Annotated in this window: 27 protein-coding genes; 26 read left to right on the plus strand and 1 reads right to left on the minus strand. The window is 62.6% G+C overall.

The annotated features are described in order from the left end of the window. Positions 1-87 precede the first annotated feature (87 nt). The 25 genes from fusA (at position 88) to map (ending at position 16,592) form a co-directional block, all read left to right on the plus strand. Positions 88-2,193 carry an elongation factor G gene (gene fusA, locus CXR29_RS05260; RefSeq protein WP_127364072.1) on the plus strand — a complete coding sequence of 702 codons (2,106 nt, stop codon included), beginning with the start codon at positions 88-90 and terminating at the stop codon, positions 2,191-2,193. Positions 2,194-2,309: 116 nt separating this feature from the next. Then, positions 2,310-3,503 carry an elongation factor Tu gene (gene tuf / locus CXR29_RS05265; RefSeq protein WP_127364073.1) on the plus strand — a complete coding sequence of 398 codons (1,194 nt, stop codon included), beginning with the start codon at positions 2,310-2,312 and terminating at the stop codon, positions 3,501-3,503. A 529-nt stretch (positions 3,504-4,032) separates the two neighbouring features. Then, complete coding sequence (gene rpsJ, locus CXR29_RS05270; RefSeq protein WP_009379191.1) at positions 4,033-4,341, plus strand: 30S ribosomal protein S10; 309 nt, start codon at positions 4,033-4,035, stop codon at positions 4,339-4,341. Positions 4,342-4,352: 11 nt separating this feature from the next. Continuing rightward, entirely contained in the window at positions 4,353-5,027 is a 675-nt protein-coding gene (rplC, locus tag CXR29_RS05275) for a 50S ribosomal protein L3 (protein WP_025777931.1), read from the plus strand. A gap of 5 nt (positions 5,028-5,032) precedes the next feature. Continuing rightward, positions 5,033-5,686 (plus strand): 50S ribosomal protein L4, encoded by a 654-nt coding sequence (rplD, locus tag CXR29_RS05280; RefSeq protein ID WP_025777930.1) that lies wholly within the window; start codon positions 5,033-5,035, stop codon positions 5,684-5,686. Beyond that, a complete protein-coding gene (gene rplW, locus CXR29_RS05285) occupies positions 5,683-5,982 on the plus strand; it encodes a 50S ribosomal protein L23 (protein WP_025777929.1) in 300 nt (99 codons plus the stop codon). The genes rplD and rplW overlap by 4 nt, the downstream gene beginning before the upstream one ends. Before the next feature lie 30 nt (positions 5,983-6,012). Then, positions 6,013-6,849, plus strand: a complete 837-nt coding sequence (gene rplB, locus CXR29_RS05290; protein WP_025777928.1) for a 50S ribosomal protein L2 — start codon at positions 6,013-6,015, stop codon at positions 6,847-6,849. 15 nt (positions 6,850-6,864) lie between these two features. Next, complete coding sequence (rpsS, locus tag CXR29_RS05295; RefSeq protein ID WP_025777927.1) at positions 6,865-7,146, plus strand: 30S ribosomal protein S19; 282 nt, start codon at positions 6,865-6,867, stop codon at positions 7,144-7,146. A 42-nt stretch (positions 7,147-7,188) separates the two neighbouring features. Next, on the plus strand, positions 7,189-7,575 hold the full coding sequence (rplV, locus tag CXR29_RS05300) for a 50S ribosomal protein L22 (RefSeq protein WP_025777926.1): 387 nt from the start codon (positions 7,189-7,191) through the stop codon (positions 7,573-7,575). Continuing rightward, entirely contained in the window at positions 7,575-8,390 is an 816-nt protein-coding gene (gene rpsC / locus CXR29_RS05305; RefSeq protein ID WP_025777925.1) for a 30S ribosomal protein S3, read from the plus strand. The genes rplV and rpsC overlap by 1 nt, the downstream gene beginning before the upstream one ends. Before the next feature lie 3 nt (positions 8,391-8,393). Further along, positions 8,394-8,810, plus strand: a complete 417-nt coding sequence (gene rplP, locus CXR29_RS05310) for a 50S ribosomal protein L16 (protein WP_025777924.1) — start codon at positions 8,394-8,396, stop codon at positions 8,808-8,810. Positions 8,811-8,812: 2 nt separating this feature from the next. After that, a complete protein-coding gene (gene rpmC / locus CXR29_RS05315; RefSeq protein ID WP_025777923.1) occupies positions 8,813-9,064 on the plus strand; it encodes a 50S ribosomal protein L29 in 252 nt (83 codons plus the stop codon). Beyond that, entirely contained in the window at positions 9,064-9,351 is a 288-nt protein-coding gene (gene rpsQ, locus CXR29_RS05320) for a 30S ribosomal protein S17 (RefSeq protein WP_025777922.1), read from the plus strand. Before rpmC ends, rpsQ begins: the two co-directional genes overlap by 1 nt. Before the next feature lie 145 nt (positions 9,352-9,496). Then, positions 9,497-9,865, plus strand: a complete 369-nt coding sequence (gene rplN, locus CXR29_RS05325; RefSeq protein WP_025777921.1) for a 50S ribosomal protein L14 — start codon at positions 9,497-9,499, stop codon at positions 9,863-9,865. A gap of 2 nt (positions 9,866-9,867) precedes the next feature. Next, positions 9,868-10,236 (plus strand): 50S ribosomal protein L24, encoded by a 369-nt coding sequence (gene rplX / locus CXR29_RS05330; RefSeq protein WP_025777920.1) that lies wholly within the window; start codon positions 9,868-9,870, stop codon positions 10,234-10,236. Continuing rightward, entirely contained in the window at positions 10,236-10,805 is a 570-nt protein-coding gene (gene rplE / locus CXR29_RS05335; RefSeq protein WP_025777919.1) for a 50S ribosomal protein L5, read from the plus strand. Before rplX ends, rplE begins: the two co-directional genes overlap by 1 nt. A gap of 67 nt (positions 10,806-10,872) precedes the next feature. Beyond that, positions 10,873-11,271 carry a 30S ribosomal protein S8 gene (rpsH, locus tag CXR29_RS05340; RefSeq protein WP_025777918.1) on the plus strand — a complete coding sequence of 133 codons (399 nt, stop codon included), beginning with the start codon at positions 10,873-10,875 and terminating at the stop codon, positions 11,269-11,271. Positions 11,272-11,288: 17 nt separating this feature from the next. Then, positions 11,289-11,825, plus strand: coding sequence for a 50S ribosomal protein L6 (gene rplF, locus CXR29_RS05345; protein WP_025777917.1), 537 nt, complete (start codon positions 11,289-11,291; stop codon positions 11,823-11,825). A 2-nt stretch (positions 11,826-11,827) separates the two neighbouring features. Next, complete coding sequence (gene rplR / locus CXR29_RS05350) at positions 11,828-12,208, plus strand: 50S ribosomal protein L18 (RefSeq protein ID WP_025777916.1); 381 nt, start codon at positions 11,828-11,830, stop codon at positions 12,206-12,208. Beyond that, on the plus strand, positions 12,205-12,888 hold the full coding sequence (gene rpsE / locus CXR29_RS05355) for a 30S ribosomal protein S5 (RefSeq protein ID WP_025777915.1): 684 nt from the start codon (positions 12,205-12,207) through the stop codon (positions 12,886-12,888). The genes rplR and rpsE overlap by 4 nt, the downstream gene beginning before the upstream one ends. Further along, on the plus strand, positions 12,888-13,070 hold the full coding sequence (gene rpmD, locus CXR29_RS05360; protein WP_025777914.1) for a 50S ribosomal protein L30: 183 nt from the start codon (positions 12,888-12,890) through the stop codon (positions 13,068-13,070). The genes rpsE and rpmD overlap by 1 nt, the downstream gene beginning before the upstream one ends. A 1-nt stretch (position 13,071) precedes the next feature. Continuing rightward, positions 13,072-13,524: a 50S ribosomal protein L15 gene (gene rplO, locus CXR29_RS05365; RefSeq protein ID WP_025777913.1), complete on the plus strand. Its 453-nt coding sequence runs from the start codon at positions 13,072-13,074 to the stop codon at positions 13,522-13,524. 317 nt (positions 13,525-13,841) lie between these two features. Further along, positions 13,842-15,143, plus strand: a complete 1,302-nt coding sequence (gene secY / locus CXR29_RS05370) for a preprotein translocase subunit SecY (RefSeq protein WP_127364074.1) — start codon at positions 13,842-13,844, stop codon at positions 15,141-15,143. A gap of 49 nt (positions 15,144-15,192) precedes the next feature. Further along, positions 15,193-15,759 (plus strand): adenylate kinase, encoded by a 567-nt coding sequence (locus tag CXR29_RS05375; protein WP_101555472.1) that lies wholly within the window; start codon positions 15,193-15,195, stop codon positions 15,757-15,759. Then, on the plus strand, positions 15,756-16,592 hold the full coding sequence (gene map / locus CXR29_RS05380) for a type I methionyl aminopeptidase (protein ID WP_127364075.1): 837 nt from the start codon (positions 15,756-15,758) through the stop codon (positions 16,590-16,592). The genes CXR29_RS05375 and map overlap by 4 nt, the downstream gene beginning before the upstream one ends. 36 nt (positions 16,593-16,628) lie before the next feature. Here map and CXR29_RS05385 read toward each other — a convergent pair whose 3' ends face one another. Next, positions 16,629-16,868, minus strand: coding sequence for a hypothetical protein (locus tag CXR29_RS05385; RefSeq protein ID WP_127364076.1), 240 nt, complete (start codon positions 16,866-16,868; stop codon positions 16,629-16,631). A 79-nt stretch (positions 16,869-16,947) separates the two neighbouring features. Between CXR29_RS05385 and CXR29_RS05390 the strand changes: the two genes are divergently transcribed. Then, complete coding sequence (locus tag CXR29_RS05390) at positions 16,948-17,832, plus strand: PaaX family transcriptional regulator (protein WP_101555475.1); 885 nt, start codon at positions 16,948-16,950, stop codon at positions 17,830-17,832. The last annotated feature ends 20 nt before the right edge of the window (positions 17,833-17,852 follow it).

Consider the following 17,852-nt stretch of genomic DNA (forward strand, 5'->3'; position numbering starts at 1 on the left):
CGCGCCGGTCGGCGGACCTCGTCCGCGAGTGCCGCCGGCCGGCTGCACAGGGGAGTCGAGCAAATCATCGATCGAGAGAGAGACACCGTGGCACTTGACGTGCTCAGCGACCTGAACAAGGTCCGTAATATCGGCATCATGGCCCACATTGATGCCGGTAAGACAACGACGACCGAACGCATCCTCTTCTACACCGGCGTGAACTACAAGATGGGCGAGACCCACGACGGCGCCGGCACCATGGACTGGATGGACCAGGAGAAGGAGCGCGGCATCACGATCACGTCGGCCGCGACGACCTGCTACTGGGACAACAACCAGATCAACATCATCGACACCCCCGGTCACGTCGACTTCACGGTCGAGGTCGAGCGTTCGCTGCGCGTCCTCGATGGTGCCGTCGCCGTGTTCGACGGCAAAGAGGGCGTCGAGCCCCAGTCGGAGACCGTGTGGCGTCAGGCCGACAAGTACGACGTTCCGCGCGTGTGCTTCGTCAACAAGATGGACAAGCTCGGTGCTGACTTCTACTTCACCGTCGACACCATCAAGGAGCGCCTCGGCGCGAAGCCGCTGGTCATCCAGCTGCCGATCGGTGCCGAAAGCGAATTCGCCGGTGTCGTCGATCTGCTCGAGATGAAGGCCTACATCTGGCCCGACGAGACCAAGATGGGTCAGGACATGACGGAGGTCGAGATCCCCGAGGATCTCAAGGACAAGGCTGTTCAGTATCGTGCGCAGCTCGTCGAGGACGTCGCCGAGAACTCGGAAGAGCTCATGGAGAAGTACCTCGAGGGCGAAGAGCTCACGACGGCTGAGATCAAGGCCGGCATCCGCGAACTCGTCATCAAGTCCGAGGCCTTCCCGGTCATGTGCGGTTCCGCCTACAAGAACAAGGGCGTGCAGCCCATGCTCGACGCGGTCATCGACTACCTCCCCTCACCGCTCGACGTGCCTCCGATGATCGGACACAACCCGAGCAACGACGAAGAGGAACTGACCCGCAAGCCTTCGACGGACGAGCCGTTCTCGGCTCTGGCCTTCAAGGTCGCCTCCCACCCGTTCTTCGGATCGCTGACCTACGTGCGCGTGTACTCCGGTCATGTGAAGTCCGGCGAACAGGTGCTCAACACCACGTCGGGCAAGAAGGAACGCGTCGGCAAGCTCTTTCAGATGCACTCCAACAAGGAGAACCCTGTCGAAGAGGCGTTCGCCGGCCACATCTACGCCTTCATCGGTCTCAAGGAGACCACGACGGGCGACACGCTCAGCGACCCGGCCAACCCGATCGCTCTCGAGTCGATGACCTTCCCGGAGCCTGTGATCTCCGTGGCCATCGAGCCGAAGACCAAGAGCGACCAGGAGAAGCTGTCGTCGGCCATCCAGAAGTTCGTCAAGGAAGACCCGACCTACCAGGTCGAGCTTGACGACGAGACCGGCCAGACCGTCATCCGCGGAATGGGCGAGCTGCACCTCGACATCCTCGTCGACCGCATGCGTCGCGAGTTCAAGGTCGAGGCGAACGTCGGCAAGCCGCAGGTCGCCTACCGTGAGACCATCCGTCGCACTGTCGAGAAGTACGATTACACCCACAAGAAGCAGACGGGTGGATCGGGACAGTTCGCGAAGGTCCAGGTCACCTTCGAACCTCTCGAGGTCGAAGGCGATACGATTTACGAGTTCGAGAATGCCATCACGGGCGGACGCGTTCCGCGCGAGTACATTCCGAGCGTCGACGCCGGCATCCAGGACGCCATGCAGCTCGGTGCCCTGGCCGGTTACCCCATGGTGGGTGTCAAGGCCACTCTGGTCGACGGCGCCTACCACGATGTCGACTCTTCGGAGATGGCATTCAAGATCGCCGGTTCGATGGTCTTCAAGGAGGCCGTCCAGCGGGCGAACCCGGTTCTTCTCGAGCCGGTCATGGACGTCGAGGTGCGTACCCCTGAGGAATACATGGGTGACGTCATCGGCGACCTGAATTCCCGGCGTGGACAGATTCAGTCGATGGACGATGCTTCCGGTGTGAAGGTCGTCAAGGCTGTGGTCCCGCTGTCGGAGATGTTCGGCTACATCGGTGATCTGCGGTCGAAGACCCAGGGCCGTGCGGTGTATTCGATGACTTTCTCCAGCTATGCGGAGGTCCCGAAGGCTGTTGCCGAGGAGATCATCCAGAAGGTGCGCGGCGGAGAGTAATCTCCGAATTCCGGTCGCCCCGGTGATCAAGAACATGGTCTCCGGAATGAAAGATAACCAACACAAGGTCTAAGATATGAACCGCATATCTTATTCCAACCACGAGGAGGAACCCAGTGGCAAAGGCTAGTTTCGAACGGACTAAGCCGCACGTCAACATCGGCACCATCGGCCACGTTGACCACGGAAAGACCACCCTGACCGCTGCGATCACCAAGGTCCTGGCGGAACAGTACCCGGATCTCAATGAGGCTCGCGCCTTCGACCAGGTCGACAACGCACCTGAGGAGAAGGAGCGCGGCATCACCATCAACGTCTCGCACGTTGAGTACCAGACGGAGAAGCGTCACTACGCTCACGTCGATGCCCCGGGTCACGCCGACTACGTGAAGAACATGATCACCGGTGCCGCTCAGATGGACGGTGCGATCCTCGTCGTCGCCGCTACCGACGGACCGATGCCCCAGACCCGTGAGCACGTGCTGCTCGCGCGTCAGGTCGGCGTTCCCTACATCGTCGTGGCTCTGAACAAGTCCGACATGGTCGATGACGAGGAGCTCCTCGAGCTCGTCGAATTCGAGGTCCGCGACCTGCTCTCGAGCCAGGACTTCGACGGAGACAACGCTCCGGTCATTCCGGTGTCCGCTCTCAAGGCGCTGGAAGGCGACGAGAAGTGGGTCAAGAGCGTTCAGGATCTCATGGCTGCCGTCGATGACAACGTTCCGGAGCCGGAGCGCGATGTCGACAAGCCGTTCCTCATGCCCGTCGAGGACGTCTTCACGATCACCGGTCGTGGAACCGTCGTCACCGGTCGTGTCGAGCGCGGCGTGCTCCTGCCGAACGACGAAATCGAAATCGTCGGCATCAAGGAGAAGTCGTCCAAGACGACTGTCACCGCTATCGAGATGTTCCGCAAGACCCTGCCGGATGCCCGTGCAGGTGAGAACGTCGGTCTGCTCCTCCGCGGCACCAAGCGCGAGGATGTTGAGCGCGGTCAGGTCATCGTGAAGCCGGGTTCGATCACCCCGCACACCAAGTTCGAGGCTCAGGTCTACATCCTGAGCAAGGACGAGGGCGGACGTCACAACCCGTTCTACTCGAACTACCGTCCGCAGTTCTACTTCCGGACCACGGACGTCACCGGTGTCATCACGCTGCCCGAGGGCACCGAGATGGTCATGCCCGGCGACAACACCGATATGTCGGTCGAGCTCATCCAGCCGATCGCCATGGAGGACGGCCTCCGCTTCGCAATCCGCGAAGGTGGCCGCACCGTCGGCGCCGGTCGAGTCACCAAGATCACCGCCTGATCTGACTGACTGAGCACCACAGGTTGGGGTCGCAGTCCTTCGGGACTGCGGCCCCTTCTGTATGCCCGGGCAATGGTCGTCATTTCCAGCCGGTGTCGTCAGTGCTCGATCGGACGGTGCAGGTGGATGAGCAGCCGAGGGGCGCGGAGCGCGAGGCGAGAACAGAAGTGCCTCACTGAATCCTTGAGAGTTCCCTCACAGGCACGGTCCCCGGAATTGCGCGGGTGAAGTGCTCTATGACAAGATAGTGAAGTTGCGTTTCGGGCGTTGACCCCTGCACTGCGGTAGTGATACCGCGAACAGCCCGAAACACTATCGGATCGATGAATCTGCACCATGCGGGTTCGGACCGAGCAGCCAATGAGTATAAGCGCCGTCGGCGCCTGCGGTGAAGTGAGATCTTCTCCGGTAGGAATAGCCGACACGCCCGACCTCGGGGGTCGGTCATGGTCAGCCGGCACAGACGGCAGTGAGCCTTCGAGCCTCTGCGAGTTGATGGCCGGAAGCAACTAAAGAAAGAGACGACGCCATGGCGGGACAGAAGATCCGCATTCGGCTCAAGTCGTACGACCACGCTGTGATTGACAGTGCCGCACGCAAGATCGTGGACACCGTCACTCGCGCTGGCGCGACTGTAGTGGGCCCCGTGCCGTTGCCAACGGAGAAGAACGTGTACTGCGTCATCCGTTCGCCGCACAAGTACAAGGACAGCCGTGAGCATTTCGAGATGCGCACGCACAAGCGTCTGATCGACATCGTCGACCCGACGCCGAAGGCAGTCGATTCGCTGATGCGCCTCGACCTCGCTGACGACGTCAACATCGAGATCAAGCTCTAAGGGAGGCAGCAATGGCGAACACTCGTTCATCCGCTCTCCCGACCACCAGCAAGGTCAAGGGCCTGCTGGGAACCAAGCTGGGCATGACCCAGGTCTGGGATGAGCAGAACAACCTCGTACCGGTGACCGTTGTGGCCACCGGAAACAACGTCGTAACTCAGGTCCGCAACGAGGAAACCGATGGTTACCCCGCTGTGCAGATCGCATTCGGCGAAATCGATCCTCGCAAGGTCAACAAGCCGACTGCAGGCCACTTCGAAAAGGCCGGTGTGACCCCACGCCGTCACCTGGTCGAACTGCGCACTGCAGATGCTGCTGACTACGAGCTCGGCCAGGAACTCGGCGTCGACACGTTCGAAGCCGGAATCAAGGTCGATGTGACCGCGAAGACCAAGGGCAAGGGAACCGCCGGTGTCATGAAGCGTCACGGCTTCGCCGGTGTCGGTGCCTCCCACGGTCAGCACCGCAACCACCGCAAGCCAGGTTCGATCGGCGGAGCCGCAACACCTGGTCGCGTGTTCAAGGGTATGCGCATGGCCGGCCGTATGGGCGCTGTCAAGCACACCACCCAGAACCTCACGATCCACGCCGTGGACAACGAGAACAACTTCCTGCTCATCAAGGGCGCCGTTCCCGGCCCCAAGGGTGGAGTCGTCCTCGTTCGCTCGGCCGTGAAGGAGGCCTGAACGTAATGACTGATGTCAAGACAGTCGACGTCATCGATGCCGCTGGTGCCAAGGCCGGTTCGGTTGATCTGCCCGCCGAGGTCTTCGGCGTGCCGACCAACGTGCCCCTGATCCACCAGGTCGTCGTTGCACAGCTGGCTGCGGCCCGTCAGGGCACGCACAAGACGAAGACCCGCTCCGAAGTTCGCGGTGGCGGTCGCAAGCCCTACCGCCAGAAGGGAACCGGCAACGCCCGTCAGGGTTCGATCCGCGCTCCCCAGTACAACGGCGGCGGAATCGTGCACGGACCGGTCCCGCGCGACTACTCGCAGCGGACCCCGAAGAAGATGAAGGCCGCCGCTCTGCGCGGAGCCCTGTCCGACCGCGCACGGCTCGATCAGGTCTTCGTGATGAAGAACCTGGTCACCGGCGACGCCCCGTCGACCAAGCAGGCGAAGGCCGCACTGGCCGGCCTGTCCGAGCGCAAGAACACTCTCGTGGTGCTCGAGCGTGACGACGAGCTCACCTACCTGAGCGTGCGCAACCTGCCCCACGTTCACGTGCTCACCTCCGATCAGCTCAACACCTATGATGTGCTGCTCGCCGATGACATCGTGTTCACCGAGGCAGCTCTTGCCGCGTTCCTGAGCGGAAACCGCAAATCGGAGGACGCATCATGAGTCTGAACTTCAAGGACCCGCGCGACATCATCGTCGCTCCGGTCGTCTCGGAGAAGACCTACAGCCTGATGGACGAAGGCAAGTACACCTTCCTCGTCGACCAGGACTCGAACAAGACCGAGATCAAGCAAGCCATTGAAACGATCTTCGATGTGCAGGTTGCCAAGGTGAACACCCTGAACCGTCAGGGCAAGCGCCGCCGCACCCGCACCGGTTGGGGAAAGCGCAAGGACACCAAGCGTGCCATCGTCGCCCTCAAGGACGGATCGATCGACATCTTCGGTGGATCGCTCTAAGCGATCCTTCGTCAAAGAAGGACAAGACTCATGGGAATCCGTAAGCACAAGCCGACGACCCCGGGCCGCCGTGGCTCGTCGGTCGCCGACTTCGTCGAAGTGACCCGGTCTACACCGGAGAAGTCGCTTCTGCGCCCGCTGCCCAAGCGCGGCGGCCGCAACAGTCAGGGACGCGTGACCACTCGCCACCAGGGCGGCGGTCACAAACGTCAGTACCGTGTCATCGACTTCCGCCGCCATGACAAAGATGGCGTTCCGGCGAAGGTCGCACACATCGAATATGACCCGAACCGTACGGCTCGCATCGCTCTGCTGCACTACGCAGACGGAGAGAAGCGCTACATCATCGCCCCGCAGAACCTCAAGCAGGGCGCACAGGTGGAAGCCGGTCCGGGTGCAGACATCAAGCCGGGCAACAACCTTGCCCTGCGCAACATCCCGGTCGGCACTGTCGTGCACGCAGTCGAAATGCGTCCCGGCGGCGGTGCCAAGATCGCTCGTTCTGCCGGTTCGTCCGTGCAGCTCGTGGCGAAGTACGGCCGTTTCGCACAGCTGCGGATGCCCTCGGGCGAAATCCGCAACGTCGATGCGCGCTGCCGTGCGACGATCGGCGAGGTCGGCAATGCCGAGCAGTCGAACATCAGCTGGGGCAAAGCAGGCCGCATGCGTTGGAAGGGCAAGCGCCCGACCGTCCGCGGTGTCGTGATGAACCCGATCGACCACCCGCATGGTGGTGGCGAGGGCCGTACTTCGGGTGGTCGTCACCCAGTCAGCCCGTGGGGTCAGTTGGAGGGCCGCACACGCCGACCGAACAAAGAGAGCGACAAGTACATCGTGCGCCGTCGCCGGACCGGCAAGAAGCGCTGATTGGAGTACTGACTTATGCCTCGTAGCCTCAAAAAGGGTCCTTTCGTCGACGAACACCTCTTCCAGAAGGTGGCTCGTCAGAACGAGAAGAACACCAAAAATGTCATCAAAACCTGGTCTCGTCGCTCGATGATCATCCCGGACTTCCTGGGACACACCATCGCAGTACATGACGGACGCAAGCATGTCCCCGTCTTCATCACTGAGTCGATGGTCGGACACAAGCTCGGCGAGTTCGCACCGACACGGACGTTCCGTGGCCACGAAAAGGACGATCGCAAGGGGCGCCGCCGCTGAGGCGGGGCACTCTTTCGATCCTAGAGAAGAGAGAAGGAAGCGATGGAAGCCAAGGCTAAGGCGCGTTACCTGCGCGTTACGCCTCGCAAGGCTCGGCGCGTCATCGACCTCATTCGTGGTCAGCAGGCGACCGAAGCACTTGCAGTGTTGAAGTTTGCAGAACAGTCGGCATCAGATCCGATTTACAAGCTCGTGGCCTCCGGCATCGCCAATGCGCGTGTCCGGGCCGACGAGGAAGGCGTTGCGTTCGACGAGAACGAACTGGTCATCTCCGAAGCCTTCGTGGACGAGGGGCCGACCATGAAGCGGTTCCGTCCGCGTGCCCAGGGCCGCGCTTTTCGCATCGAGAAGCGCACCAGCCACGTGACAGTGGTCCTGGCCAGCGGTGACGACCTGCCTCAGCGCAAGAGCCGGAAGGGGAACCGCTAATGGGCCAGAAGATCAATCCGAATGGATTCCGACTCGGAATCACCACGGATCACAAGTCGAAGTGGTTCGCTGACTCGACCAAGCCGGGGCAGCGCTACCGCGACTACGTGCTCGAAGATGTCAAGATCCGCCAGATTCTGAACACCGGTCTCGAGCGGGCCGGCATCTCGAAGGTCAACATCGAGCGCACGCGTGACCGTGTTCGCGTCGACATCCACACCGCACGTCCGGGCATCGTCATCGGCCGTCGCGGAGCCGAAGCGGACCGCATCCGCGGTCAGCTCGAAAAGCTCACCGGCAAGCAGATTCAGCTCAATATCCTTGAGGTGAAGAACCCCGAGGTCGACGCACAGCTCGTCGCTCAGGGTGTTGCCGAACAGCTCGCCAGCCGCGTGGCCTTCCGCCGTGCGATGCGCAAGGCGATCCAGAGCGCGCAGCGCGCAGGTGCCAAGGGCATCCGCGTGCAGTGCTCCGGCCGCCTCGGCGGTGCTGAGATGAGCCGGTCCGAGTTCTACCGTGAAGGTCGTGTGCCGCTGCACACCCTGCGCGCGAACATCGACTTCGGCGTTCACGAAGCCCACACCACTTTCGGACGCATCGGCGTCAAGGTGTGGATCTACAAGGGCGACATGACCGACAAGGAGCTTGCCGCCGAGCAGGCCAAGGCTCCTGCTGCTCGTGGCCCGCGTGGCCGTGGGCGCGGTCGTGGAGGCCGCGGACGTGGTCAGGAAGGCGCACCGCGCCGAGGCGACCAGGCCCGTAATACTGAGAACAGTGCCGAAGCCCCCGCGGCTGAGGCCGGATCGGAGGGCTGAGAAATGCTGATCCCTCGTCGAGTGAAATTCCGCAAGCAGCACCACCCCAACCGGGGCGGCGCCGCCAAGGGAGGCACGACGGTGTCCTTCGGTGACTACGGCATCCAGGCTCTCGAGCCGGCTTATGTCACCAACCGTCAGATCGAGGCCGCACGTATTGCCATGACCCGCTACATCAAGCGCGGCGGCAAGGTGTGGATCAACATCTACCCTGATCACCCGCTGACGAAGAAGCCTGCCGAGACCCGCATGGGTTCCGGTAAGGGTTCGCCGGAGTGGTGGATCGCCAATGTCAAACCCGGTCGAGTCATGTTCGAACTCGGCGGTGTGTCCGAGGAAGTTGCTCGCGAGGCCCTGCGCCTGGCGATCCACAAACTTCCGCTGAAGGCCCGTATCGTGGCCCGCGAAGGTGGTGAGTGAGAATGGCTATCGGTTCGAAGAACCTTTCCATCGACGCGCTTGACGGTTACGACAACGAGCGTCTGCAGGAAGAGCTCAAGAAGGCCAAGGCCGAGCTGTTCAACCTGCGTTTCCAGTCGGCCACCGGTCAGCTGGAGAGCCACGGTCGCCTCAAGGCCGTGCGTCGCGACATCGCTCGTATCTACACCGTGCTCAACGAACGGGAGCTGGACATCCGTCCGAACCCCGCTGATGCCAAGGAAGAGAGCAAGTGATGGCGGAGACCACGAATACCGAGGCCACTGCTGCGGAACGCAACTCCCGCAAGACCGCACGTGGTTACGTCGTATCCGACAAGATGGACAAGACCATCGTCGTCGAGGTTGAGGAGCGCATGAAGCACCGCCTCTACGGCAAGGTCATGCGCAAGTCGGTCAAGTACAAGGTTCACGACGAAGAGAACACCGCCGGCATCGGCGACCTCGTCCTCGTGGCCGAGACGCGGCCCCTTTCGGCCGCGAAGCGTTGGCGGCTCGTCGAAATCGTCGAACGCGCCAAGTAGTCAACGCCACCCCACCCACCCGGTCCCGCCCGCGGCCTCCTGCAGGCCGCGGGCGGCTACCGGGAACGGGGTGAAATGTCAATGAATCCGTTCCGCAAGGCTCACGCTCAAGGCGTGAGAACCAGCGCGACGACAGGAGAAAATAGTGATTCAGCAAGAGTCGCGACTCAAAGTCGCCGACAACACTGGCGCCAAGCAGATCCTGGCAATCAGGATCCTGGGTGGCTCCGGTCGGCGCTACGCCTCGATCGGTGACACCATCGTGGCAACCGTCAAGGATGCGATCCCGGGCGGAAACGTGAAGAAGGGTGACGTCGTCAAGGCCGTCATCGTTCGCACTGCCAAGGAACGTCGTCGTCCCGACGGTTCGTACATCAAGTTCGATGAGAATGCAGCCGTCATCCTCAAGAACGATGAGGAACCGCGCGGCACCCGTATCTTCGGACCCGTGGGACGCGAACTCCGCGACAAGAAGTTCATGAAGATCGTCTCCCTGGCACCGGAGGTGTTGTGAGCATGGCGAACAAGCTCAATATCAAGAAGGGCGACCTCGTCCAGGTCATCGCCGGCGCTCGGCAGTCCCGTGGTGGCGATCGTGGCAAGCAGGGCAAGGTCCTTGCCGTCTACCCCGAACGCAACCGCGTCCTCGTTGAGGGCGTCAACCGCGTGATCAAGCACAAGAAGGCTACGCAGACTCAGGCCGGCGGCACCGCTGGTGGCCGTGAGACCCACGAAGCCCCCATCCACGTGTCCAACGTGGCGCTCGTTGACCCCAAGGACAACAAGCCCACCCGCGTCGGATACCGCGAGGAGAGCGTCGAGCGCGACGGTCGCACCAAGACCGTTCGGGTTCGCTTCTCGCGTCGCACCGGGGAGGAGATCTGATGACGGAAACAACCACCAGCCGTCCCGCACCGCGTCTCAAGCAGATTTACCGCGAAGAGATCGTTGCGAAGCTGCAGGAAGAGTTCAACTACGCCAACCCCATGCAGGTTCCCGGACTGACCAAGGTCGTCGTGAACATGGGTGTGGGTGACGCAGCACGCGATTCCAAGATGATCGAAGGCGCGATCAACGACCTGACTCTGATCACCGGTCAGAAGCCCGTCGTGACCCGTGCCCGCAAGTCCATCGCACAGTTCAAGCTGCGCGAAGGTCAGCCCATCGGCGCCCACGTGACCATGCGTGGAGCTCGGATGTGGGAGTTCATCGACCGCGTCATCACTCTGGCACTGCCGCGTATCCGCGACTTCCGTGGACTCTCGGATCGTCAGTTCGACGGACACGGCAACTACACCTTCGGCCTCACGGAACAGTCCATGTTCCACGAGATCGACCAGGACCGGATCGACCGTGTCCGCGGTATGGACATCACCGTCGTCACCACCGCGGCAACCGACGATGAGGGACGTGCACTGCTGCGTCACCTCGGGTTCCCGTTCAAGCAAAAATAATCGCTACGTTGCAGGTCCAAGCACAGCATGTGGGCGGAAACCGTAACGAGGAAGGGCACGTGCCCAAATGACAATGACTGATCCAGTCGCAGACATGCTTACGCGTCTGCGCAACGCCAACTCGGCTTATCACGAGGACGTCAGCATGCCGTTCTCGAAGCTCAAGTCGAACATCGCCGAGATCCTCAAGACCGAGGGCTACATCACCGGCTGGAGCGTCGAAGACGCCGAAGTCGGCAAGACGCTGCTCCTGGACCTGAAGTTCGGACCCAACCGGGAACGTTCGATCGCCGGCCTGCGCCGTGTGTCGAAGCCGGGACTGCGCGTCTACGCGAAGTCCACGAACCTGCCCAAGGTTCTCGGCGGCCTCGGCATCGCCATCCTGTCGACCTCGTCAGGTCTCCTGACGGACCGTCAGGCCGCCAAGAAGGGTGTGGGTGGGGAAGTCCTCGCCTACGTCTGGTAAAGGAAGGAGAGAAGAACATGTCACGTATTGGCAAGAACCCGATCTCCGTTCCCAGCGGCGTCGAGGTCAAGGTCGACGGCCAGGATGTCGCCGTCAAGGGACCTAAGGGCGAGCTGTCCGTCACCATCGCCGAGCCGATCACGGTCTCGCTCGAAGACGGTGTCATCACAGTGGCCCGTCCGGACGAGGAGCGCGAATCGCGTTCGCTGCACGGACTGTCCCGTACGCTCATCAACAACATGATCGTCGGTGTGACCGATGGCTACTCCAAGGCCCTCGAGATCGTCGGAACCGGTTACCGTGTCCTGGCCAAGGGATCGAACCTCGAGTTCGCCCTCGGCTACAGCCACCCGATCGTCGTCGAACCGCCGGAGGGAATCTCCTTCAGCGTCGACGGCCAGACCAAGGTCGCTGTCCACGGAATCGACAAGCAGCTCGTCGGTGAGACGGCTGCGAACATCCGGAAGCTGCGTAAGCCCGAGCCTTACAAGGGCAAGGGCGTGCGCTACGCCGGCGAAATCGTCCGTCGCAAGGTCGGAAAGGCTGGTAAGTAAAGATGGCCTTTGGCAAGAAGGAAAGCTACGGCAAAGGCAGGGCAGCTGCTCGCAAGCGTCGTCACGCTCGACTGCGCAAGCATGTCAGCGGCACGACCGAGCGCCCTCGCCTCTCAGTGACTCGCTCCACGCGCCACGTCTTCGTCCAGGTCATCGACGACACCGTCGGCAAGACCCTGGTTTCGGCCTCCACCATGGAAGCCGACCTGCGGACATTCGAAGGCGACAAGACCGGCAAGGCCCGCAAGGTGGGCGAGCTGGTTGCTCAGCGTGCCAAGGACGCCGGAATCGAATCCGTCGTCTTCGACCGTGGAGGCAATGCCTACCACGGCCGTGTGCAGGCAATCGCCGAAGGTGCCCGTGAAGGAGGATTGGCCCTATGAGCACTGAAGAGAACAAGGAACAGCAGGCAGCTGCTGAGACCCGCACCGACAACAGCGGTGACCGTTCTTCCCGTGGCCGCGGCCAGGGCGGACAGGGCGGTCAGGGTCGCGGACGCGGCGAAGGTCGCGGACGCGGCGGTCGCAACGACCGTGAAGACAAGAACCAGTTCATCGAACACGTCATCACGATCAACCGCGTGTCGAAGGTCGTCAAGGGCGGACGTCGGTTCTCCTTCACGGCTCTCGTCGTGGTCGGCGACGGCGACGGCATGGTCGGCATGGGCTACGGCAAGGCGAAGGAAGTTCCTGCCGCCATCGCCAAGGGTGTCGAGGAAGCGAAGAAGAACTTCTTCCGCGTTCCCCGCATCCAGAAGACCATTCCGCACCCGATCCAGGGCGAGGAGGCTGCAGGCGTCGTCCTGCTGCGTCCGGCCGCTCCGGGTACCGGAGTCATCGCCGGTGGACCCGTCCGTGCGGTCCTCGATGCGGCAGGCGTCCAGGACGTCCTGTCCAAGTCGCTGGGCTCGGCGAACGCGATCAACATCGTGCACGCCGCGATCGCCGCGCTGAAGGGCCTCGAGCGTCCGGAAGAGGTTGCGGCTCGCCGCGGCCTGCCCGTCGACGAGGTTGCTCCGCACGCACTGCTGCGAGCAGCCGCTGAAAGTGGGGCGAAGTCCTGATGGCAAAGCTCAAGATTACTCAGCGCAAGTCCGCAATCGGATACCGTCAGAGCCAGCGCGACACGCTGCGTTCGCTCGGTCTCAAGCGGACCAACGACGTTGTGGTGCAGGAAGATCGCCCCGAGATCCGGGGAATGATCAACGCTGTCCGCCACATCGTGACTGTGGAAGAGGTCGATTGATATGTCGAACAACGACTCGCTGAAGCTGCACGATCTGCGCCCTGCCCCGGGAGCCAAGACCGCCAAGACCCGCGTCGGTCGTGGTGAGGCTTCGAAGGGCAAGACCGCCGGACGCGGAACCAAGGGCACGAAGGCCCGCTACCAGGTTCCGCACGGCTTCGAGGGCGGCCAGACTCCGATGCACATGCGTCTGCCCAAACTGCGTGGATTCAAGAACCCCGCCAAGGTGGAGTTCCAGGTTGTCAACCTCGACAAGCTGTCCAGCCTGTTCCCCGAGGGCGGAGACGTCACCGTCGCCGACCTCGTGGAGAAGGGCGCTGTGCGCGCAAAGCAGCCCGTCAAGGTTCTCGGCACCGGTGAGATCACCGTGGCCCTGAACATCACTGCAGACAAGTTCTCCGGCTCCGCAGCCGAGAAGATCAAGGCTGCAGGCGGAAGCGCCAACGAGGCCTGATCCGTTCGTCTCGGACGGTATCCCGGTCTCTACGCCGGCAAGGGGGCGGCCACTTCGGTGGCCGCCCCCTTCTGCATGCCCGCAACTGTCAAGGCGGCGAGCATCGCTCCGACGCGAGCACACCGGTGAGAGTCCATGACGATGCCACCTCGAACCGAGCCCCCGAGACCTCTCGGACACCGCCTGAAACTCAGGCCGCAACGGGCTCGCCGGTTTCGGCCTGGAGGGCATACCCTGGTAGTCTTTTGCAGGTATTTGTCTCAATCGCCAGGTCGCGACCACGACTCTGACTTTTCATCCCCCAACGAGGAGGACGCTTGATCGGCGCAATCCGGAGGGCCTTCAGAACGCCCGACTTGAGGAAGAAACTCCTCTTCACCCTGGGCATTCTTGTCATCTTCCGACTCGGCTCGTTCATTCCCTCGCCTGGCATCGACTACACCAAGGTGCAGGAATGCGTGGCTTCGCCTCAGCTCAATGAGGGCGGATTCGCCATGATCAACCTCTTCAGCGGCGGCGCGCTGCTGCAGTTGTCGATCTTCGCCCTGGGCATCATGCCCTACATCACCGCGAGCATCATCGTCCAGCTGCTGCGCGTGGTCATTCCGCGCTTCGAGGCTCTTCACAAGGAAGGAGCCTCGGGTCAGGCGAAGCTGACTCAGTACACTCGCTACCTGACCATCGGCCTCGCCATCCTCAACTCGACGACTCTTGTGGCGACCGTCCGTTCCGGTGCGCTGTTCGGCAGTGTCGAAGGCTGCCAGGACCTCATCGCCAACGACACCTGGTGGGGCATCGCAGTCCTCGTGCTGACTCTGACCGCAGGCACCGGCCTGATCATGTGGCTCGGCGAGCAGATCACCGAACACGGTGTGGGCAACGGAATGTCGCTGCTGATCTTCACCTCCGTCGCCTCCGCCTTCCCATCCTCGCTCGGTGCGATCTTCCGCGAACAGGGCGTCGACATCTTCCTCATCGTCATGGTCGTGGGTCTCGTGCTCGTCGCCCTCGTCGTCTTCGTCGAGCAGTCGCAGCGCAGAATTCCCGTCCAGTACGCCAAGCGGATGGTGGGCCGTCGGATGTTCGGCGGAACCTCGACCTATATTCCGATCAAGGTGAACATGGCCGGTGTCATCCCCGTCATCTTCGCGTCCTCGGTGCTCTATCTGCCGAGGCTGGTCTCGCAGTTCTTCGATCCCGAATCCACGTGGGTCGAATGGATCAACACCTACTTCACCCGCGGTGACCACCCGATCTACATCACCGTGTACGCCCTGCTGACGATCTTCTTCGCCTACTTCTACGTCGCCATCACCTTCAACCCGGAAGAGGTTGCGGACAATATGAAGAAGTACGGCGGGTTCATCCCGGGTATCCGCGCCGGTCGCCCGACCGCCGAATATCTGAGCTACGTGCTCAGCCGCATCAACTTCCCCGGCTCGCTCTACCTTGCCTTCGTCGCCCTCATCCCGCTGATCGCGCTGGTGCTCATCAATGCCAATCAGAACTTCCCGTTCGGCGGCACCTCCCTGCTGATCGTCGTGGGCGTCGGCCTCGAAACGGTCAAGCAGATCGACGCACAGATGCAGCAGCGCCACTACGAGGGTCTGCTGCGCTGATACGACCGGACGCTGACGTTCAGCGGACATCCCATTGGAAGGACATCTTATGAGTTCACGCATCATCCTGATCGGCCCTCCCGGCGCCGGCAAGGGCACCCAGGCCGCCCGCCTGTCCGAGGCGCTCGGCATCCCAGCCATCTCGACCGGAGACATCTTCCGGGCGAATGTGAAGGGTGAGACCGAGCTGGGCAAGCTGGCGAAACGCTACATGGATGCCGGCGAATACGTGCCCGACGAGGTCACGAACTCGATGGTCGCCGACCGTCTGGCACAGGACGATGCAGCTGTCGGGTTCCTCCTCGACGGATACCCCCGCACCAGTGCCCAGGTCGATGAGCTCGATCGGATCCTCGCAGCCGAGGACACAGCCATCGAGCACGTCGTCGAACTCACGGCCGACACCGACGAGGTCGTCGCCCGCCTGCTCGCGCGGGCTCAGACCGAGGGCCGCAGCGATGACAGCGAAGACGTCATCCGCCACCGTCTCGACGTGTACGAAGAGCAGACGCAGCCGCTGACCGATATCTACCGCAGCCGCGGACTGCTGCGCCAGGTCGACGGCCTCGGCGACGTCGACGACATCACCGAACGCATCCTGTCGTCCATTCGATGATCTTCGGACCGCGTATCGAGCTGAAGACTCCCGCGGAGCTTGAGCTCATGCATCGGGCCGGGCAGCTGACACGGCAAGTGCTGTCAGCAGCCCGGTCCGCGGCCGTTCCCGGGGCCACCACGGCCGAGGTGGACGCCGTCGCCGAGGCGGTCATCGACTCCGCCGGGGCACGGTCGAACTTCAAGGGCTATCAGGGATTTCCTGCGGTCGTGTGCATCTCCGTGAACGAGGAGATCGTCCACGGCATCCCGGGGCCTCGTGTCCTCCACGCCGGCGACATCGTCTCGATCGACGGCGGTGCGATCGTCGACGGCTTCCACGGGGACTCCGCGCTGACGATGATCGTCGGCGGCGACGAAGCGGGCACGGCCGCCGACCGTGAGCTCTCAACCGCCACCGAGGCGGCCATGTGGGCAGGCATCGCGGCGTTCGCAACGGGCACGAAGGTCAGCGACATCGGAGACGCCATCGATGACTTCGTCTCCGAGTCCTTCCCCCACCTGGGTCTCGTCGAGGAATTCACCGGACACGGGATCGGCACCTCCATGCACATGGCTCCAGAGGTGCTCAACTACCGTGCGCGTTCGAACGGCCCGAAGACCAAGCCCGGAATGTGCCTGGCGATCGAACCGATGCTCACCACCGGCGGCGCGGATACGCGCACCCTTGCCGATGACTGGACAGTCGTCACGGCAGACGGCTCACGGGCGAGCCACTGGGAACACAGCGTGGCTCGCCACGATGGGGGAGTCTGGGTACTCACAGCCGCCGACGGTGGAGCGGCCGGATTGGCACCGTTCGGAATCACTCCCGTGCCTCCGAACGGCATCTGAGGGGAGATCCGCGGGGGAGGGGGCCCGAGCCCGAACTCAGGTGGCCGCCATCTGCCTCCTCAGGGTCGACCTGCCGACGAAGTAGACGGCGGCGAAAGTTCCGGACGCCGCCATCAGCCCGAGCGCGAACATCCATGTTGCGGTCTCGGCGATGGTGAACCCGAAGATCTGGAGCGCGCAGAAGGCGATGAAGGCCGTGATGGCCCCCGCCAGCATTCCCGATGTGCGGGACATCTGGTACGCGCGCTGATCGATTGAGTGCTTCTCGGCATCCATGTTGTGGCTCCTCGTCGCTTCGCTGCGATCTCGGTCCTTGTCGGCACCGATCCTTGTGTTTTCACGGTAGGATCTGGCCATGACGAGTGTCCACGATGTCCCGAAACGTCGGACAGATGTGGGCGATCGCTATCGGATGACACGTATCGCCTTCGATGTGATCTCCGCTTTCGGGTGTCTGCAGGCGAGTGGACTGCCGGGGCCCGTCATCGTCAGTGTGCTGGGTGAGCACGGGTATTCTTCCTCGAGCGTGCACAATCAGCTCGTGCGAATGGTCCAACGAGGCATCATCAGCAGTGAGCGTTTCGGGCGGGTCTCCGTCTACCGCCTGAGCGAACACGTCCTCTCGGACTTCGGCGACATCGCAGGCGACCATGTCTTTCCGGACTACGAGGGTCGCTTCCACACTGTTGTGTATTCCGTTCCGGAGTCCTCGCGCGGTCTGCGGGACCGACTGCAGTACATTGCCCAGAGCTTGGGATACAGGCAGCTGAGGCCGGGAATCCTCATCGGCTTCGCAGACCGGTCCGCTCAGCTGTCGGCGCGGCTGCCCGAGATGTCGGGTCCCAGCTGGTCCGAGGCGGGAGAGCTGACACCCGACTCCACGGCCGCGGCTCGCAGGATGACGACTCGGGCCTTCGAACTCGATGCCGCTCTCGCCCAGCTGCCTGAATTGGAGCAGCGCATGAACGCACTGACCTCGGGCGGATCAGCGCCGGGAACCGGATGCCCGGAGCTGAGCTTGAGAGGCTTCTTCGATCTGTACTTTGACATCGCGCGTGCCGTGATGACCCACCCGCTGCTGCCCGAAGCCCTCGTCGACGGCACTCAGCCGGCCGTGCGGTTCCGCGCTCTCATGCAGCAGTGCAATCTCGAGTACTATCTGCGCTTCGATCAGCAGATCCGCGAGTGTGCGGGAGCCAGCTCCTCTTTCGACCTCATCGAATGGCTGCCCGAGCACTGAGCCGCCGAAGAACAACGTGC

Origin of the sequence: Brevibacterium linens (genome assembly GCF_003999335.1) — a bacterium.
GTDB lineage: Bacteria > Actinomycetota > Actinomycetes > Actinomycetales > Brevibacteriaceae > Brevibacterium > Brevibacterium linens.

Bases quoted from the DNA above. Each gene is read 5' to 3' on its own strand.
- rpsJ (WP_009379191.1), top strand. From the start codon at position 4,033: ATGGCGGGACAGAAGATCCGCATTCGGCTCAAGTCGTACGACCACGCT.
- rplC (WP_025777931.1), top strand. From the start codon at position 4,353: ATGGCGAACACTCGTTCATCCGCTCTCCCGACCACCAGCAAGGTCAAG.
- rplD (WP_025777930.1), top strand. From the start codon at position 5,033: ATGACTGATGTCAAGACAGTCGACGTCATCGATGCCGCTGGTGCCAAG.
- rplW (WP_025777929.1), top strand. From the start codon at position 5,683: ATGAGTCTGAACTTCAAGGACCCGCGCGACATCATCGTCGCTCCGGTC.
- rplB (WP_025777928.1), top strand. From the start codon at position 6,013: ATGGGAATCCGTAAGCACAAGCCGACGACCCCGGGCCGCCGTGGCTCG.
- rpsS (WP_025777927.1), top strand. From the start codon at position 6,865: ATGCCTCGTAGCCTCAAAAAGGGTCCTTTCGTCGACGAACACCTCTTC.
- rplV (WP_025777926.1), top strand. From the start codon at position 7,189: ATGGAAGCCAAGGCTAAGGCGCGTTACCTGCGCGTTACGCCTCGCAAG.
- rpsC (WP_025777925.1), top strand. From the start codon at position 7,575: ATGGGCCAGAAGATCAATCCGAATGGATTCCGACTCGGAATCACCACG.
- rplP (WP_025777924.1), top strand. From the start codon at position 8,394: ATGCTGATCCCTCGTCGAGTGAAATTCCGCAAGCAGCACCACCCCAAC.
- rpmC (WP_025777923.1), top strand. From the start codon at position 8,813: ATGGCTATCGGTTCGAAGAACCTTTCCATCGACGCGCTTGACGGTTAC.
- rpsQ (WP_025777922.1), top strand. From the start codon at position 9,064: ATGGCGGAGACCACGAATACCGAGGCCACTGCTGCGGAACGCAACTCC.
- rplX (WP_025777920.1), top strand. From the start codon at position 9,868: ATGGCGAACAAGCTCAATATCAAGAAGGGCGACCTCGTCCAGGTCATC.
- rplE (WP_025777919.1), top strand. From the start codon at position 10,236: ATGACGGAAACAACCACCAGCCGTCCCGCACCGCGTCTCAAGCAGATT.
- rpsH (WP_025777918.1), top strand. From the start codon at position 10,873: ATGACAATGACTGATCCAGTCGCAGACATGCTTACGCGTCTGCGCAAC.
- rplF (WP_025777917.1), top strand. From the start codon at position 11,289: ATGTCACGTATTGGCAAGAACCCGATCTCCGTTCCCAGCGGCGTCGAG.
- rplR (WP_025777916.1), top strand. From the start codon at position 11,828: ATGGCCTTTGGCAAGAAGGAAAGCTACGGCAAAGGCAGGGCAGCTGCT.
- rpsE (WP_025777915.1), top strand. From the start codon at position 12,205: ATGAGCACTGAAGAGAACAAGGAACAGCAGGCAGCTGCTGAGACCCGC.
- rpmD (WP_025777914.1), top strand. From the start codon at position 12,888: ATGGCAAAGCTCAAGATTACTCAGCGCAAGTCCGCAATCGGATACCGT.
- rplO (WP_025777913.1), top strand. From the start codon at position 13,072: ATGTCGAACAACGACTCGCTGAAGCTGCACGATCTGCGCCCTGCCCCG.
- CXR29_RS05375 (WP_101555472.1), top strand. From the start codon at position 15,193: ATGAGTTCACGCATCATCCTGATCGGCCCTCCCGGCGCCGGCAAGGGC.
- map (WP_127364075.1), top strand. From the start codon at position 15,756: ATGATCTTCGGACCGCGTATCGAGCTGAAGACTCCCGCGGAGCTTGAG.
- CXR29_RS05385 (WP_127364076.1), bottom strand. From the start codon at position 16,868: ATGGATGCCGAGAAGCACTCAATCGATCAGCGCGCGTACCAGATGTCC.
- CXR29_RS05390 (WP_101555475.1), top strand. From the start codon at position 16,948: ATGACGAGTGTCCACGATGTCCCGAAACGTCGGACAGATGTGGGCGAT.